Source organism: Rubrobacter calidifluminis, assembly GCF_028617075.1.
In the GTDB taxonomy this organism is placed as follows: domain Bacteria; phylum Actinomycetota; class Rubrobacteria; order Rubrobacterales; family Rubrobacteraceae; genus Rubrobacter_E; species Rubrobacter_E calidifluminis.
The window spans coordinates 19,255-34,846 of the sequence record NZ_JAQKGV010000016.1; the positions used below are offsets into that span (position 1 = coordinate 19,255).

Annotated in this window: 13 protein-coding genes and 1 pseudogene; 8 read left to right on the top strand and 6 right to left on the bottom strand. The window is 66.2% G+C overall.

All coding sequences use genetic code 11. The annotated features are described in order from the left end of the window. The first annotated feature begins 47 nt into the window (after positions 1-47). The 4 genes from PJB24_RS12745 to PJB24_RS12760 all read left to right on the top strand — a co-directional run bounded on the left by PJB24_RS12745 (position 48) and on the right by PJB24_RS12760 (position 5,116). Complete coding sequence (locus PJB24_RS12745) at positions 48-2,576, top strand: DNA polymerase I (protein ID WP_273846418.1); 2,529 nt, start codon at positions 48-50, stop codon at positions 2,574-2,576. 115 nt (positions 2,577-2,691) lie between these two features. Further along, positions 2,692-3,888, top strand: a complete 1,197-nt coding sequence (rpsA, locus tag PJB24_RS12750; RefSeq protein ID WP_420541943.1) for a 30S ribosomal protein S1 — start codon at positions 2,692-2,694, stop codon at positions 3,886-3,888. Between the two features lie 17 nt (positions 3,889-3,905). Further along, entirely contained in the window at positions 3,906-4,520 is a 615-nt protein-coding gene (gene coaE, locus PJB24_RS12755) for a dephospho-CoA kinase (RefSeq protein ID WP_273846422.1), read from the top strand. Then, complete coding sequence (locus PJB24_RS12760; protein ID WP_273846423.1) at positions 4,481-5,116, top strand: lytic transglycosylase domain-containing protein; 636 nt, start codon at positions 4,481-4,483, stop codon at positions 5,114-5,116. The genes coaE and PJB24_RS12760 overlap by 40 nt, the downstream gene beginning before the upstream one ends. Here PJB24_RS12760 and PJB24_RS15950 read toward each other — a convergent pair. Next, positions 5,113-5,484: a TipAS antibiotic-recognition domain-containing protein gene (locus PJB24_RS15950; RefSeq protein WP_420541944.1), complete on the bottom strand. Its 372-nt coding sequence runs from the start codon at positions 5,482-5,484 to the stop codon at positions 5,113-5,115. The two genes, PJB24_RS12760 and PJB24_RS15950, sit on opposite strands and share 4 nt — an antisense overlap. Positions 5,485-5,779: 295 nt before the next feature. After that, a pseudogene (locus PJB24_RS15955) lies at positions 5,780-5,995 on the bottom strand (MerR family DNA-binding transcriptional regulator); the annotation flags it as partial. Between PJB24_RS15955 and uvrB the strand changes: the two are divergent. Together uvrB and PJB24_RS12775 are read left to right on the top strand one after the other, a co-directional pair. Next, the gene (gene uvrB, locus PJB24_RS12770; RefSeq protein ID WP_273846427.1) at positions 5,994-7,997 is read left to right on the top strand and encodes an excinuclease ABC subunit UvrB; all 2,004 of its coding nucleotides are present in this window, start codon (positions 5,994-5,996) and stop codon (positions 7,995-7,997) included. The pseudogene PJB24_RS15955 and the gene uvrB sit on opposite strands and share 2 nt — an antisense overlap. A 71-nt stretch (positions 7,998-8,068) precedes the next feature. Next, a complete protein-coding gene (locus PJB24_RS12775) occupies positions 8,069-8,980 on the top strand; it encodes a dihydrodipicolinate synthase family protein (RefSeq protein WP_273846429.1) in 912 nt (303 codons plus the stop codon). Here the strand turns inward: PJB24_RS12775 and PJB24_RS12780 are convergent. The 3 genes from PJB24_RS12780 to PJB24_RS12790 form a co-directional block, all read right to left on the bottom strand. Further along, positions 8,977-9,261 carry a PH domain-containing protein gene (locus PJB24_RS12780; protein ID WP_273846431.1) on the bottom strand — a complete coding sequence of 95 codons (285 nt, stop codon included), beginning with the start codon at positions 9,259-9,261 and terminating at the stop codon, positions 8,977-8,979. The two genes, PJB24_RS12775 and PJB24_RS12780, sit on opposite strands and share 4 nt — an antisense overlap. A 6-nt stretch (positions 9,262-9,267) precedes the next feature. Further along, positions 9,268-10,632, bottom strand: a complete 1,365-nt coding sequence (locus PJB24_RS12785) for an ammonium transporter (protein WP_420541945.1) — start codon at positions 10,630-10,632, stop codon at positions 9,268-9,270. 183 nt (positions 10,633-10,815) lie between these two features. Further along, positions 10,816-11,910 (bottom strand): MarR family winged helix-turn-helix transcriptional regulator, encoded by a 1,095-nt coding sequence (locus tag PJB24_RS12790; RefSeq protein WP_273846434.1) that lies wholly within the window; start codon positions 11,908-11,910, stop codon positions 10,816-10,818. Positions 11,911-12,068: 158 nt separating this feature from the next. Here PJB24_RS12790 and PJB24_RS12795 point away from each other — a divergent pair, with 158 nt between their 5' ends. Further along, on the top strand, positions 12,069-13,055 hold the full coding sequence (locus tag PJB24_RS12795) for an ATP-binding cassette domain-containing protein (protein WP_273846435.1): 987 nt from the start codon (positions 12,069-12,071) through the stop codon (positions 13,053-13,055). Next, positions 13,052-13,891, top strand: coding sequence for an ABC transporter permease (locus tag PJB24_RS12800; RefSeq protein ID WP_273846436.1), 840 nt, complete (start codon positions 13,052-13,054; stop codon positions 13,889-13,891). Before PJB24_RS12795 ends, PJB24_RS12800 begins: the two co-directional genes overlap by 4 nt. On the opposite strand, the gene PJB24_RS12805 is transcribed toward PJB24_RS12800, so the two are convergent. Then, positions 13,888-15,564: a PucR family transcriptional regulator gene (locus tag PJB24_RS12805; RefSeq protein ID WP_273846437.1), complete on the bottom strand. Its 1,677-nt coding sequence runs from the start codon at positions 15,562-15,564 to the stop codon at positions 13,888-13,890. The genes PJB24_RS12800 and PJB24_RS12805 overlap by 4 nt on opposite strands. Positions 15,565-15,592: the final 28 nt, after the last annotated feature.

A 15,592-nucleotide genomic window follows, 5' to 3' on the forward strand; every position in this document is an offset into this window, starting at 1 on the left:
TAGCCTTCTGGTCCTGGCCGCACGACCCAGTATAATCACGATACATTATGCGCCTGTATTTGATCGACGGATACTCGCTTCTCTACCGGGCTTTCTATGCTCTTCCGCAGAGCATATCCACCCGTGAGGGGCTCATGACCAACGCCCTCTACGGGTTCACGAGCGTCCTGCTCAAGATCCTCGGCGAGGAGGGCGAGAAGGGGGTCGCGGTCGTCTGGGACGGTGGGCTGCCCAGCTCCCGGACCGGGCTCTACGAGGGGTACAAGGCGCAGAGGAAACCCATGCCGGAGGAGCTCAAGGACCAGCTCGAGCACCTCGACGACATCCTCCGGGCGATGAACGTGCCGGTCGTCAGGGTCGAGGGGCACGAGGCCGACGACGTCATAGCCACCCTCTCACGGCGGGTGCCGGAGGGGAGCGAGCTCATGATCGTCACCGGGGATCAGGACGCCATGCAGCTCGTAGACGGCAACGTCAGGGTGATGCGCACCAGCTCCAGGAGCGGATTCTCCGAGACGAAGGTCTACGGGAGGGAGGAGGTCGTCGAGGAGTACGGGGTCACCCCGGAGCAGATCCCGGACTACAAGGCGCTCACCGGGGATCCTTCGGACAACATCCCCGGCGTGCGGGGGATCGGCCCCAAGAGCGCCTCGAAGCTCCTGCAGAGGTTCGGGAGCCTGGAAGGCATCTACGAGCACCTGGACGAGGTTTCTCCCGAGGGGACGCGCCGCAAGCTCGAGGAGGGAAGAGAGAGCGCTTTCATGTCGCTCGAGCTGGCGCGGATGCACTTCGACGTACCGGTGGATTTCGATCTCGAAGGGCTCAGGTTCGAAGGGGTCGCGCCGGAGTGCCGGGAGGTCTTCGAGCGCTACGAGTTCAACAGCTTCCTTGAGAGGCGGCTGCCGGAGCTGCCGGTGGCCGGTGGCGGCAGGGTCGAGGCGCCGCGCCGGAGACGCGTCCGGATCGCGGGAGAACCATCGGAGCCGAGCCTCGACCCGGTGGCCGTGGCGCCGGTCGGCGACGGGCGCTGGGCCGTCGCCACCGCCGGGGACGAGGCGTACGTCTCCGGGGAGCTCCCGGCCGGACAGCTCTGGGTACACGACGCCAAGGGCTGCGGCGTGAGGCGGGCCAGCTTCGACACCTACCTCGCCGCCTACCTCATACAGCCCGGCACCCGCAGCTACGAGCCCGAGACGCTGGCCCGGGAGCGGGGTCTCGAGGAGGTCGAAGTCGAGCACGAGGACCCCGAGGTGGCCGGCGCCGCGCGGCGGGCGGCGCTGGTCTACGCGCTCGTCCCCGGTCTGCGCGACGAGCTCGAGGAGATGGAGCTCTCCCGCCTCTATTACGAGGTCGAGCTCCCGCTCGCCGACGTGCTCGCGAAGATGGAACGGGTGGGGATGCCGGTGGACGTGGGGACGCTCGAGGAGGTCGGGCGGGAGATAGAGGGCAGGATCTCCGAGCTCGAGGCCAGGATCTTCGAGGAGGTGGGGCACCCGTTCAACATCAGCTCGCCCAAGCAGCTCGGGGAGGTTCTCTTCGAGGAGCTCTCCATACCCCCCGTCAGGAAGACCAAGACCGGATACTCCACCGACGCCAAGGTGCTCCAGCAGCTCGCGCTGCAGGGTTACACCGTGGCCGGGCGGGTCATCGAGTACCGCGAGCTCACCAAGCTCCGCGGCACCTACGTGGAGGCCCTGAGCAGGCTCGTCGGCGAGGACGGGCGCATCCACACCACGCTGAACCAGACCACCACGGCCACCGGGCGCATCTCGAGCGACTCGCCCAACCTGCAGAACATCCCCGTGCGCACCGAGCTCGGGGCGCGCATCAGGGACGCGTTCACCGCCTCCGAGGGCCGCGTTCTGCTCGTCTGCGACTACTCGCAGATAGAGCTCAGGATCCTTGCGCACATGACCCGGGAGCCCGCGCTCGTCGAGGCCTTCCGGAGCGGGGAGGACATCCACACCCGCACCGCTTCAGAGGTCTTCGACGTCAGGCCCGAGAGCGTGACCCCCGAGCTCAGGCGGAGGGCCAAGATGGTCAACTTCGGCATCCTCTACGGCATCTCCGGATACGGGCTCGCCACGCGCCTCGGCAACGTCCATCCCTCCGAGGCCGAGCGTTACATAAAGCGCTACCTCGAGCGCTACCCCAGGGTCAGCGAGTTCATCCGCAAGACCAACGAGGAGGCGAGGGAGCTCGGGTACACCACCACCCTCTTCGGCAGGAGACGCTACGTCCCCGAGCTCAGGAGCAAGAACAAGAGCGTCCAGAGGCTCGGCGAAAGGCTCGCGTTCAACGCCCGGGTGCAGGGAACGGCCGCGGACATCATCAAGATCGCGATGGTGGACATAGACGGGCGGCTGCCGGAGGGGGTGGATATGATCATGCAGGTCCACGACGAGCTCGTCTTCGACGTCGAGAGGGATCTGGTCGGGGAGGTCGCCGCGCTCGCCGCCGCGCGCATGGTCGCGGCCTGCGAGCTCGACCCCCCGCTCGAGGTCGAGATAAAATCCGGGGAGAGATGGGGCAGCGTCGCGCCCCTGTTCCTGCAAAAGAGTGATAGAATGAGCTAGGATATCGCTCCAGGAGCGTGATCCTTGAGATAGTCGTCTGTTCGTAAGCCATGTGGAAGAGGAAAGTTACTGTTAGATGACGGAAGCCACTGAAAAAACGTCCCGAGAGCTGACGATGCGGGACTTCTTCCGCGAGGAGAACGGGGAGATAGTCCCGGTAGACGAGAGCATCCTCATAGACTTCAGCGACGGGGACATAGTCGAGGGCGAGGTCGTCCGGATAGACAAGGACGAGGTCCTCGTGGACATCGGGTACAAGTCTGAGGGCTTGATCCCGGCCAACGAGCTCTCGATCCGCAAGGGCGTCGACCCGCACGAGATCGTCGAGCTCGGCCAGCGCATCGAGGCGCTGGTGCTCCAGAAGGAGGACGCCGACGGGCGTCTGATCCTTTCCGCCAAGCGGGCGGCCTTCGAGAAGGCCTGGAACCGGATCGAAGAGGCCTACGCCGCGCAGGAGAACGTCGAAGGGCCGGTCATAGAGGTCGTCAAGGGCGGTCTGATCCTGGACATCGGGCTGCGCGGCTTTTTGCCGGCGAGCCTGGTGGACATCCGGAGGGTCAGGAACCTCGACGCCTTCCTGGGTCAGAGGCTCGAGTGTAAGGTCATAGAGCTCAACCGCAGCCGCAACAACGTGGTGCTCTCCCGCCGCGCGGTCCTCGAAGAGGAGCGCAAGGAGGAGCGCGAGAGGATCCTTACCTCCCTCAAGGAGGGCGATATCGTCGAGGGTACGGTCTCGAACCTCGTCGACTTCGGCGCGTTCGTGGACCTCGACGGGATAGACGGTCTGATCCACATCTCCGAGCTCTCCTGGAACCACGTCGACCATCCGAGCGAGGTCGTCCAGGTCGGCGAGAAGGTCAGGGTCAAGGTGCTTGAGGTGGATCAGGAACGCGAGAGGATCTCGCTCGGCCTCAAGCAGACCCGCAAGGATCCCTGGCAGGAGGTCGTCGAGCAGGTCAAGGTCGGTCAGACGATCCATGGCCGGGTGACCAAGCTCGTCTCCTTCGGGGCGTTCGTCGAGGTCGCCGAGGGGGTGGAGGGTCTCATCCACATCTCCGAGCTCGCCGACCACCACGTGGAGACGCCGGGCGAGATCGTGCGCAGCGGCGACGAGGTGGACGCGCGGGTGATCGACGTCGACCCGAAGCGCCGGCGGCTCTCGCTCTCGCTGCGTCCCGAGCGCTCCGAGAAGGAGGAGCGGCGCCGCGAGGAACGCGAGGACCGTCCGCGCCGCGACCGGCCCAGGGATACCGGCGTGCGTACGGCCGGGGCCTTCGACCAGCTCTCCAACCTGGATCTGGAGAGGGAGTAAGCGCCGGGAGGCCGGGTGTGTCGGAAGAGGGAGGGCCGGTGACGCTCGCCGTCACCGGCCCTCTGGCCTGCGGGAAGAGCACCTTCGTGGCGATGCTCGGTGAGCTGGGGGCAGAGACCATCTCGGCCGACGGGGTGGTGCACGATCTCATGGCCACGGATGCGGAGCTGATCGAGAAGATCGTACGCCGCTTCGGGGAACACGTGCGGGGGGAGCGGGGGATAGACCGCCGGGTGCTCGGACGGGAGGTCTTCGGCGACCGGCGGGCCCTCGAGGATCTGGAAGAGATGGTCCACCCGCTCGTCTGGCGTGAGGTCGGGCGCAGGATCTCCATCAGCCGCGCCCCGCTCTTCGTGGCCGAGGTGCCGCTGCTCTTCGAGGGTAAACACGCCTCCGACTTCGATTTCACCCTGACGGTGCTCGCTCCCCGGGAGCGCCGGCTGGGGTGGGCGCGGGAGAGGGGGATGCCCGGGGGGCAGTTCGAGTCCATAGAGGCCAGGCAGCTCAGCGCTGAAGAGAAGGCACGCCGGGCCGACATCGTCGTGCACAACGACGGCGGGTTGGAGCACCTCCGGAGGCAGGCCGTGGAGGTGTGGGAACGACTCGTGTCCGGAGGAGGGCGGGGACGGTAGTCTACACGAGCAAGAGGGGCGGCCGCAGGCCGGCCCGGCGCAGGGCTCGCCGCAAGATGAGTGGCCTGTTTTTCGCCGTACTGCTCGTGCTCATCATCCTCGCCTCGTGGTCACGGCTCTACGGGGCCTTCGAGCGCGCTACGCATCCCCTGGAGTACGCGCCGCAGATACGCGCCGCGAGCCAGAAGTTCGGCGTCGACCCCACGCTCGTGGCCGGTGTGATCTACACTGAGAGTCGTTTCGGGCACGATTCGGAGTCCTCGAAGGGGGCCTACGGCCTGATGCAGCTCATGCCCTCCACGGCGCGCTTCGTCGCCGGACACAGCGGCATACGGGGAGACTACCGGGATCCCGGGGTCAACATCGAGATGGGCACCTGGTATCTGAGCTACCTGGAACGACGCTATCCGCAGGACGAGCGTCTGGCGCTCGCCGCCTACAACTCCGGGGAGGGGAAGGTCGCGCAGTGGGGGCTGCGTCCGGGTTTCAGACTCCGGCAGATCCCGTATGCCGAGACCCGCGACTACGTGAGGAACGTGCTCGCCGCGCAGAAGACCTACCGCAGGCTCTACGGTCCCGAGCTGCGCGGCGGCTAGGGCTTATCCTCGCTGGCCTCCGCTCGCGAGATGTAGGAGATCATCTCACGCATCCGCGCGGTGTCGTGGCCGTGTATCTCTTCCTCCTCGCCCCACATCCTGCCGAGCGAGCGGGAGATCCCCTCGTCGCCGCCGGTGAACTCCTCGACCAGCTTCTTCCAGCGCCGGGCGAGCTCCCTCACCCGCTCGCTCCGGGGGGCGGTCCCCGCCTCCATCTCGGCCCGGACCTCCGCGATGAGGCGCGGCCATTCCTCCTCGACCCGGCGGATCCTCTCCCGGCCGAGCTCCCGGGCCCTCTTCTCGAGGTACTCCCGCTGCTCGGGGGTGTAGTATCTCTCGAGCCTCTCCGACATCTCGATCACCTCCATCGCTGTTTGCACGAGTTCTGCTGGGGAAGACCCTCCGGACGAGCGCAGCCTCTCTGCCACCAGCTCCAGCCGCTCGAGCAGAGCCCCCTTGATGCGCAGCTCCTCCCTCACCCGTTCCGCGTGCAGCTCGACGACCCGCGACGGCGTGAACTCCGGATCGTCCAGGCAGCGGGCGACCTCGCGCAGGGGCAGCCCCAGCGAGCGGAGCGAGAGGATCCGCTGCAGTCTGAGAACGTCCTCCGGGCCCGTAGAGCCGGTAGCCGGACTCTGTCCTGCGGGCGGGGCGGAGCAGCCTGATCTCGTCGTAGTGGCGCAGCGTGCGCACCGAGAGGCCGGTGTTCCGGGCAAGCTCTCCTATCCTCCAGGTCTTCTCCATGCCCCAGGAGGATAAAGCCTCACGCGGTGTGAGGGTCAAGGGACGTGGGAGAGTTTTCGCCGCTGTCACGATCCGAGCCGGACGTATAATCTCTTGACGCAGCGTCCTACGAGACGGGTTCGGGTGTGATCGCATGGAGAACCAGCTAGAGAACAGCTTCCGGGTGAACAGCGCCTACCGGCCGACCGGAGACCAGCCGCAGGCCATAGAGAAGCTCGCCTCCGGGCTCGAATCCGGGCTGCGGGCGCAGACGTTGCTCGGGGTGACCGGCTCGGGCAAGACGCACACGATGGCCCGCATCATCGAGAAGGTCGGGCGGCCCTCGCTCGTCATCGCGCACAACAAGACGCTCGCGGCCCAGCTCGCGAGCGAGTTCTCCGAGTTCTTCCCCAACAACGCCGTCGAGTACTTCGTCAGCTACTACGACTACTACCAGCCCGAGGCCTACGTCCCGCAGACGGACACCTTCATCGAGAAGGACGCCCAGATCAACGAGGACATAGATCGCCTGCGGCACTCGGCCACCAGCGCGCTCTTCACCCGTCGCGACGTGATCGTGGTTGCGAGCGTCTCGGCGATCTACGGCCTGGGGAGCCCGGAGGAGTACCGGCAGAAGATGGTCCTGCTGGAGAGGGGCGGCTTCTACGACCTGGACGACGTGCTGCGGGATCTCGTGCGCATCCAGTACGCCCGCAACGACTACCAGCTCTCCCGCGGCAACTTCCGGGTCCGGGGGGACGTGCTGGAGATACACCCGGCCTACCAGGACACCGTCTACCGCATCTCCTTCTTCGGCGACGAGGTGGAGAGCATCGCCGAGGTCGATCCGCTGACCGGGGAGGTGCTGCGCGAGCCGGAGACGCTCACGATCTACCCGGCGACACACTTCGTCACCGGCGAGGAGAAGCTCGATCGCGCGATAAAGAGCATCGAGGAGGAGCTCGAGGAGCGCTACGCCGAGCTCGAGCGTGAGGGGAAGATGCTCGAGGCCTACCGGCTCCGGCAGCGGACCCAGTACGACCTGGAGATGCTGCGCGAGCTCGGCTACTGCTCCGGGATAGAGAACTACTCCCGGCACCTCGACGGGCGCCCCGCGGGCTCGACGCCGTACACCCTGCTCGACTACTTCCCCGACGACTACGTCACCTTCGTCGACGAGTCGCACATCACGCTGCCCCAGATCCGGGGGATGTACAACGGCGACCGCAGCCGCAAGGAGACGCTGGTGGAGCACGGCTTCCGGCTCCCCTCGGCGCTGGACAACCGGCCCCTGAGGTGGGAGGAGTTCCTCCTGAAGACCAACCAGCTCGTCTTCGTCTCGGCCACCCCGGGCCCCTACGAGCTCGAGAACAGCGACCAGATAGTCGAGCAGATCATCCGCCCGACCGGGCTCGTCGACCCCGAGGTCGAGGTCCGCCCGACGCGGGGTCAGATCGACGACCTGATGAACGAGATCCACAAGAGGGTCGAGCGGGACGAGCGGGTCCTGGTCACCGCGCTCACGATCAAGATGGCCGAGGACCTCACCGACTACCTCCTCGAGCACGGGGTGAGGGCCCGCTACATGCACGCGAACATCGAGACGCTGGAGCGCATCCAGATCATCCGTGGCCTGCGCAGCGGCGAGTTCGACGTGCTCGTCGGGATAAACCTGCTGCGCGAGGGGCTCGACCTGCCGGAGGTCTCGCTCGTGGCCATACTGGATGCGGACAAAGAGGGCTTCCTGCGCGGCGAGCGGGCACTCATCCAGACCATAGGCCGGGCGGCGCGCAACGTGAACGGGCGGGTCATCATGTACGCGGACAGAGAGACCGAGGCGATGCGCGCGGCGATCGGCGAGACCAACCGCCGCCGGGAGATACAGACCGCCTACAACGAACGCCACGGGATCACGCCCCAGACGATCAAGAAGGGCGTCTCGGACATCCTGATCGCCGCCGAAGCGAAGGGGCTCTACAAGACGCAGCGTAAGGAGCGCCGCGCTGCCCCGCGCGACCCGGACGAACTTCGCGACCTCATCGCGCGTCTGCAGGCCGAGATGATGGAGGCGGCCGAGGAGCTGAGGTTCGAGCAGGCGGCGGAGCTGCGCGACGAGATCCGGGAGCTCGAACGCCAGCTGCAGGAAGCCGCTTCCTAGGAGCGGGCCTTCTTCTCCGAGTGGTGCTACCATCAGCGTGAAGGGATGTCTTTCGCGCCAGGAGGTGTGGATTGCAGCGAGAGAGGGAGGGCGGTCTCAGAGGGGTCTTCGCCGCCGTGCTGACGCCGCTCGACGAGCACCTCGACCCGGACCACGAGGCGTTCGTCCGCCACTGCCTGAGGCTTCTCGACGCCGGATGCCACGGGGTGAGCGTCTTTGGGACGACGGGGGAGGGGAACTCGTTCTCGGTGGCCGAGAGGGAGGAGGCGCTCGAGGCGCTGGTCGAGGGTGGCGTGCCGGGCGAGAGGCTCCTGCCGGGCACGGGTTCGTGCTCGCTCACCGACGCGGTTCATCTGTGCGAGAAAGCGCTCGGGGTCGGTGCGGGCGGCGTGCTGGTCCTGCCGCCCTTCTACTACAAGGACGCCGGCGACGAGGGGCTCTTCCGCTTCTTCGCCGAACTGGTCGAGCGGGTGGGGGACGAGAGGCTCAGGGTCTACCTGTACCACATCCCGCAGGTCTCCGGCGTCGGGCTGAGCCTGGATCTGATGCGCCGGCTGCACGAAGCGTACCCGCAGACGATCGTCGGGACCAAGGACAGCGAGGGCCGCTGGGAGCGCATCGAGAGGACCTGTCGCGAGCTCGACGGGTTCGAGGTCTTCGCCGGCTCCGAGGAGTTCCTGCTGCGCACGCTGCGCGCCGGTGGGGTGGGATGCATCTCCGCCTCTGCCAACCTGAACTGCCGGCTCGCGCGCAGGGTCTACGACCTGCACGAGGCCGGTGAAGACGCGGAGGGAGCGCAGAGGGAGCTCGACGCGCTGCGAAAAGCGATGGAAGGCTACCCGACGATCCCGGCGCTCAAGGCTCTTCTGCACCTGGCCACCGGGGAGGAAGGTTGGACCCGGCTCAGACCGCCGCTCCTCCCGCTCTCCGAGCGGGAGGAGCTGGAGCTCGCCTCCGGCGTTCCGGTGGAGGAGCTGCTCTAGCCGTACAGCCCGGCCTTACGCTTCTGGTGGCCGATGGCCTCCTTTATCTCGCTGGCGTCCGGGAGAGCCATGTGTTCCAGCCGGTAGATGCGGCCTTCGTTGGTGGATATCGTGAGGGTGCAGTTGACGAGACCGCGCACCCGGACGTCGGCGATGCTGCGGTGGGGGATACGCTCCGTGTTCTGCCCCTGCCAGCCGCTCACGATCTCGACCCGGTCGGCGTAGACGCTGACTATGGTGTTGCCTCGCGCCGCCGCCTGAGCCGTGGGCTTCTCCGCCACCCCGCTCTAGCCCTCCCGTCCACCGGAATCGAGGGTGACTGCTTCCCGGTACTCGTCCGTCGCGACCAGGGATTCCGCGTAACCGTAGACCCCGTGCTCGCTCACGTCCAGACCGTCGAGCTCCTGGTGTGGCTTGACCCTGAGGCCGATCGTCGCCTTGAGGATCGCGAAGACGATGTAGGAGGTTACGAACGTGAAACCGCCGGCCGCGAGTATACCGAGCGCCTGTACTCCCAGCTGGTGCAGCCCGCCGCCGTAGAACAGCCCCGGATCCCCCACCCCGATCTCCCTGACGAGCTGCGGGGTCGCGAAGAGGCCCGTGGAGAGCGTCCCCCAGACGCCGCCCATGCCGTGGGAAGCGATCGCGCCGAGCGGGTCGTCCACCCGGAGGCGCTCCACGAAGATGTAGGTGGCGTACATGACCACCGCGGCGACGAAGCCGATGACGATCGAGGCCCAGGGCGCGACGAAGGCGCACGAGGCGGTTATCGCGACCAGCGCGGCGAGCGCGCCGTTGCCGAGCATCCCGACGTCGATTATCCGGCGGTGCAGGTAGCTCGCCACCATAGCCCCGAGGACACCGGCCCCGGCGGCCAGGTTGGTCGTGAGCGCGATGTAGGCGAAGGGCGCGCCGACGGCCGCCATCGTCGAGCCGGGGTTGAAACCCCACCAGCCGATCCAGAGTATGATCACGCCGAGGACCGCGAGCGGCATGTTGTGGCCGGGGATGGTGCGTGGACGTCCCTCGTCGTCGTACTTGCCGAGACGGGGGCCGAGCAACAGCGTCCCGGCGAGCGCGGCGACCGCGCCCTGCAGGTGGACGACCGTCGAGCCGGCGAAGTCCTGCATCCCGAGCCCCGAGAGCCAGCCGCCTCCCCAGATCCAGTGCCCCACCGTCGGGTAGATGAAACCGGCGAAGACCACCGCGAAGACGCAGTAGACGGCGAACTTGGTCCGCTCGAGCATCGTGCCCCACACGATGGCCAGCGAGACGAGCGCGAAGGCCACCTCGAAGAGGAACTTGGCACCGAGCGGCACCTCGGTCCAGGAGAGCCCGGCGAAGACTTTGTCCACCTCCCCAGGTGCCGCGCTCGTGAACCATCCCTCGGTACCGAAGACGGCGTTTCCGGTCCCGAACGCTATCGCGAAACCGAACGCCCAGAAGACCACGAGCCCGATGCCCATGTTCGCCAGGATCTTGGCGACCACGCTCCCGACGTTCTTCATCCGGGAGAAGCCGACCTCGAGCATCGCGAACCCGGCCTGCATGAACAAGACCAGACACGCGGTCACGATCACCCACACCGTGTCCACCGCGAGCCTGACATCTGCGATCGTCGTCTTGGCGAAGGCCGCCTGCGGCAGCAGCATTACCAGCACCAGTGCCGTCGCAACTACTATACCGACTCTGCGCACGTCCGTTCCTCCTATGAGGGGTCTTGGCTGATCGGGTACAGGTTATCTCCGCTGTGTGGGGGAAGTCTTTGGCCCGATGTCCAAACGGACGGCTCCCTCAGGCAGGTTGTTTTGTGCGCGGCGTACGGTCCGTTGCCGTCAGCCGGAGGTCGTGACCGTGATTTCGCTCGCGCCTCCTGAGATCTCGATCTCGTAGCGGTCGGCGGCGTTATGGCTATCCGGGCTCTGGAGCCGGAGCGTGCCGCCCACGGCCTCGAAGCTCTGCCCGTCGAAGACCAGCTTGCTGGCCCCGCCTCTCATGTTCAGGTGCGCCTCGACGCCCGCCGGACGGCGTATGGTTACCTTGCTCGCCCCTCCCGACAGACGTATCGGGACCACCCCCGACGGCTCCGGGAGCGTCAAGGCCACGTTGCTGAAACCGCGTGTGAGGACGAATGAGGTCAGCCGTAGCCCGCTGAGATCCGCCTCGACCTTGTACGCCCCGCCGCGTACCTCGACCTCCCAGGGCACCGCGGTGCTGAGCGTCACCTCCCCTCCGGATCGGTTGCGCCATTCGAAGAGCACACCGAGGCGCCTGGGATAGCGGAAGGTCACGATGCCATCTGCAACCTCGACCTTCGGTACGGGCCCCTCGAAGCGTGCCCGGTAGAGGTCGTCCATCCCGGAGTCGGCCCGGAGGATGAGCCGGGCGGCCCCTCCCGCAAACACCAACCGCCCGCTCCGTGCGGATCCCAGAGGGGCCGAGAACTCGCCCCCTTCACCCCCTCTCAACTCGGCCCGGATCCTTTCCGTCTCCCGCCGGTTTATCGCGTTGGCCTTACGCATGAAATCCAGGAAGAGCGCGAGGTCCCGGTCGTCGTACTCCGACATCAGCTGCTCAAATTCCCTGTCTTGCGCACCCAGGAAACCCACCCCCGCGTGCTCCAGCTTCTCGGGGACGGGACATACGATCACCCGCCGTTTGTCGTTCGGGTCCCTCTCCCGCCGCACGTACCCGGCGCGCTCCATCCGGTCGATCACACCCGTCACAGAGCCCGTAGTGAGCCCCATCTCCTCTGCCAGTCGCCCGGCCGTGATCGGACCGGTCGAAGACAGGATGCTGATGCACTGCAGATCTGTCAGGTTCATCCCGCTCCGCTCTGCAACCGCCTGCAACAGGAACAGACCCTCCGCCGTGCTCTTGCGGTTCTCCTCCGCAAGCCTGCGCAGCAACTCCTCGCGTTTTTCTGACATCCCAGAGAGCCTCCAACCCTTGACAATATTCACACACTCGCTTATCCTGAATTAACTTGGCTGCCAAACTAAATTGTTAAATAAAAGCTAGAATTGGAAGCTAAGTAAAAAAAGTATAGCACGGAGTGTCGTGAGAGTGTTATGGAGGTCATAGGGGCATGAGTGTCGGGCGGGACGGGGTGCTGGCGGTAGAGGCGGAAGGGATCGTCTACCGCTTCGGGGGCAACGTGGCGGTGGCGGGGGTTGATCTGGAGGTTCGGCAGGGTGAGATCTTCGGGTTTCTCGGACCGAATGGGGCGGGCAAGACAACCACCATCCGCATGCTCACCACCCTGCTGCGCCCGCACTCCGGCACGGCGCGCGTATTCGGACATGACGTCGTGCGCGAAGCCGACAAGGTGCGAGAGAAGGTGAGCCTCACCGGGCAGTTCGCCTCGGTTGACGAGGACCTGACCGGGTTCGAGAACCTCGTTCTGGTTGCACTGCTCTTGGGCTACCCGCGCAAAGAGGCGAAAGTGCGTGCCGGGGAGCTGCTCGATGCCTTCGGGCTCTCAGGGGCGGCGGGCCGGCCGGTCAAGGCCTACTCGGGCGGAATGCGTCGCAGGCTGGATATTGCTGCGAGCCTGGTCGTCACCCCGGAGCTGCTCTTTCTCGACGAACCGACCACGGGCCTCGACCCCCGCAGCCGTAACCAGGTCTGGGACATCGTTCGGGCGCTCGCCTCCGGGGGGACGACGGTATTGCTGACGACGCAGTACCTCGATGAGGCCGACCGGCTCGCGGACAGGATCGCCGTGATGGAGGGCGGTAGGATCATCGCCAGAGGGACCCCTGGGGAGCTCAAGGCCTCGGTCGGCTCGGGCGTGCTGCGCGTCAGGCTGCGCGAGCCGGGTGATCGCGCTGAGGCCGGGCGCATCCTCTCGCGGGAGCTCGGCGTCGAGGTGGAGACCCCTCCGGACCCAGCAGCTCTTCTGGCGAGGGTCTCCGAGCCCTGGCGGGTGCCCGAGGCTCTCGCAGTGCTGACCCGCGCCGGCATCGGTCTTGCAGACTTCTCGCTCGGACAGCCTAGCCTCGACGAGGTGTTCCTTGCCCTCACCGGGCACACCGCCGAAGAAGAAAAAGACGAAGGAGAGGAGGCAGTATGACCGATCCGGCAGGCACGTCCCGCGCCGCTATAGCCGAGGGTGCACTCCGTTCGGCGCTCTCGTCCCGCGAGAGGCCCCAACGTCCAAACGTGCTCTCCGCTTCACTCACGTTCGCGTGGCGGGCGCTGTTGAAGATAAAACACGTCCCCGAACAGCTGTTCGATGCGGTAGGAAACCCGATAATCTTCACCCTGTTGTTCACGTACCTCCTCGGTGGTGCCATGGCAGGATCTCCCGGGGCATATCTCCAGTTCCTGATACCCGGCATCCTGGTGCAGACCGTGCTCCTCATCACCTCCTATACCGGATTCAACCTCAACACCGACATCTCCAAGGGCGTCGCGGACCGCTTCCGGTCGATGCCGATATGGCGGCCGGCCGTCATCGTGGGGGCGCTGCTCGGCGACATGGTGCGTTACACGCTGGCTTCGTTGATCGTCCTCTTACTCGGTCTGATCCTCGGTTTCCGGCCAGAGAGCGTGCCCGGAGTTTTGCTCTCGCTGGTCCTCATCCTCGTGTTCGCGTTCAGCGTCTCCTGGATCTGGACGACCCTGGGGCTCGTGGCGCGGACGCCGAACACCGTGCTGTGGGTGAGCACCCTGATAACGTTCCCCCTCACGTTCGCCAGCAACATCTTCGTCGAGCCGAAGACGATGCCCGGCTGGCTACAGTCGTTCGTAGCCTTCAACCCGGTCACGCACCTGGTAACCGCCGTCCGCGGCCTGATGTCCGGGACTCTGCCCGCTGGAGACAGCGCCTGGTTGCTCGTGGGGTGCGCGGTGCTCGTCACAGTCTTCGCCCCTGCCACCATGTACCTCTACGGCCGCAGAGGTTAGCGGTCGGCGAAACTGGAGCCCTGCTCTGGATGGCGACCGAGGAGCTGCATCGCCTTTATGCCGAGCGTGAGCTGTTCCCGGTCCTCACTCCTGTCCACGTCCAGGCCGGTCAACTCCCTTATCCTCTCCAGCCGGTAGCGGACGGTGTGGCGGTGGGCGAAGATCTCGGATGCTGTCTTCGCCGTTGAGGCGTCGTTCTTGAGGTAGGTGATGAGGGTGTTGACAAGCTCGGTACCGTAGCGCGAATCATAGGCGACCACCGGTCCCAGAGTTTCTCTGTAGAAAGACTCTATCTCCTCAGGGTCCTCCTGCAGCACCCGGAAGAGCAGCTTGTACGTACCTGTCCCCTCGAAGGTCGAGATGGCGGAGGGTCCCTGGATGCGGTGCCCTATCTCGAGTGCGACCTCGGCCTCCGAGTAAGCCTCCGGCAGGTCTTTGGGGTCTTTCGCGTAGCGCCCGATGCCGACCGAGACCGTGAGGTCCGGCAGGAGCCCCTTGACGTAGCGCTGCACGCGGGTCGCGAGCTCCGGCGCCCGCTCTACCACCTCTTCCCGACCTCCTCTGGAATTAGGACCGATCAGGAGTATCACGTTGTCCGAGCGCGGACCGAGGAGGAAGTTGGAGAAGAGTTGCCGGCTCTGCAGGCGCACGGCCTCTGCAAGCCTCCGTTTTAGCTCCTGGATGGAAGATTCCCCGAGAGCGCGACGCTCGAGGTAGCGGGCGAAGTCGTCGATGTCGAAGATGACGGCTAGCGCCCCCTCGGAGAGGTCGGCGCCCAGATAGCGGGCCCGCTGGAGGAGGATGTCTACCGAACCGTAGTGCCCGTCGACGAGATCGTCCATGAAATCTCCCCGGACCCCGAGCTCGGTCTCTAGCCGTACCCTCTCCTTGCTCAGCTCTCCCTCCAGGACGAGCCGCGTCCAGTAGAGTACGACGACGTCCTCCGGACGCAGGGGACCCTGCGAGAGGTCGACCCACAGGTAGCCCATGGGCCTGTCCCTGCCTACGGGGAGCCAGTGGAACTCTTCATCTCCCGCCCGCCATCTTTCCACGGGAACCGAGAGGAAACCGTCTGGCAGGCGGGCGTAGCGGTCCCGGCGCTCGCGGTAGGTCTCCGGTATTCCGGTTCCCCTCGAGGCCCTCAGACCCAGCTTCTCAATCGAGGTGTACAGACCGGTCTCCTCTCCGCAGATCAGGCGACCAACCGAGTCTTCGACTACGAGATCTCTACCGAGCAGCCCGGAGGCTTTCTCAGTGAGGCTCCGGACCGAGGAGTCGCCACCGATGTGACCCGCCAGCTCCCTACCCACCCGATGGGAGAGGAGCAGCATATCTTCCGGCCCGGGCAGTATCTCCTGCAGTCTGCGCAGCGGCACCGAAGGAGGGATGGTGATGAACGCCATGCCGAGTTCGCTCGCGGCAGAGACGTGTTCCTCCGGCGGGGCACCGTCCACGCGCCAGACCACCGCCGGGCAGCCGGCCTTCCTCAGAGCCGCGAGCGATTCCCTGTCGAGCCCCGCGCGCCAGACGACGGCTACCTCTCCCGGAGAGAGCCAGCCGTCGGTGCCGTCTTCCAGGGCCACGCCCGCGAGCATCTCGCCCGAGACACCTTCGGCCAGGCATCGGGCCCCGAGTCGCTCCGCCAGTAGCCGCGTGAACTCGCCGAGATCCAACGCCTATCCCGCCGCGTTGTGGATGGTC

Excerpts from the sequence above, each read along its gene's own strand:
- uvrB (WP_273846427.1), top strand. The coding sequence starts at position 5,994 with ATGGAGAACCAGCTAGAGAACAGCTTCCGGGTGAACAGCGCCTACCGG.
- PJB24_RS12745 (WP_273846418.1), top strand. The coding sequence starts at position 48 with ATGCGCCTGTATTTGATCGACGGATACTCGCTTCTCTACCGGGCTTTC.
- PJB24_RS12790 (WP_273846434.1), bottom strand. The coding sequence starts at position 11,910 with ATGTCAGAAAAACGCGAGGAGTTGCTGCGCAGGCTTGCGGAGGAGAAC.
- PJB24_RS12795 (WP_273846435.1), top strand. The coding sequence starts at position 12,069 with ATGAGTGTCGGGCGGGACGGGGTGCTGGCGGTAGAGGCGGAAGGGATC.
- PJB24_RS12785 (WP_420541945.1), bottom strand. The coding sequence starts at position 10,632 with ATGCTGCTGCCGCAGGCGGCCTTCGCCAAGACGACGATCGCAGATGTC.
- rpsA (WP_420541943.1), top strand. The coding sequence starts at position 2,692 with ATGCGGGACTTCTTCCGCGAGGAGAACGGGGAGATAGTCCCGGTAGAC.
- PJB24_RS15950 (WP_420541944.1), bottom strand. The coding sequence starts at position 5,484 with ATGGAGGTGATCGAGATGTCGGAGAGGCTCGAGAGATACTACACCCCC.
- PJB24_RS12800 (WP_273846436.1), top strand. The coding sequence starts at position 13,052 with ATGACCGATCCGGCAGGCACGTCCCGCGCCGCTATAGCCGAGGGTGCA.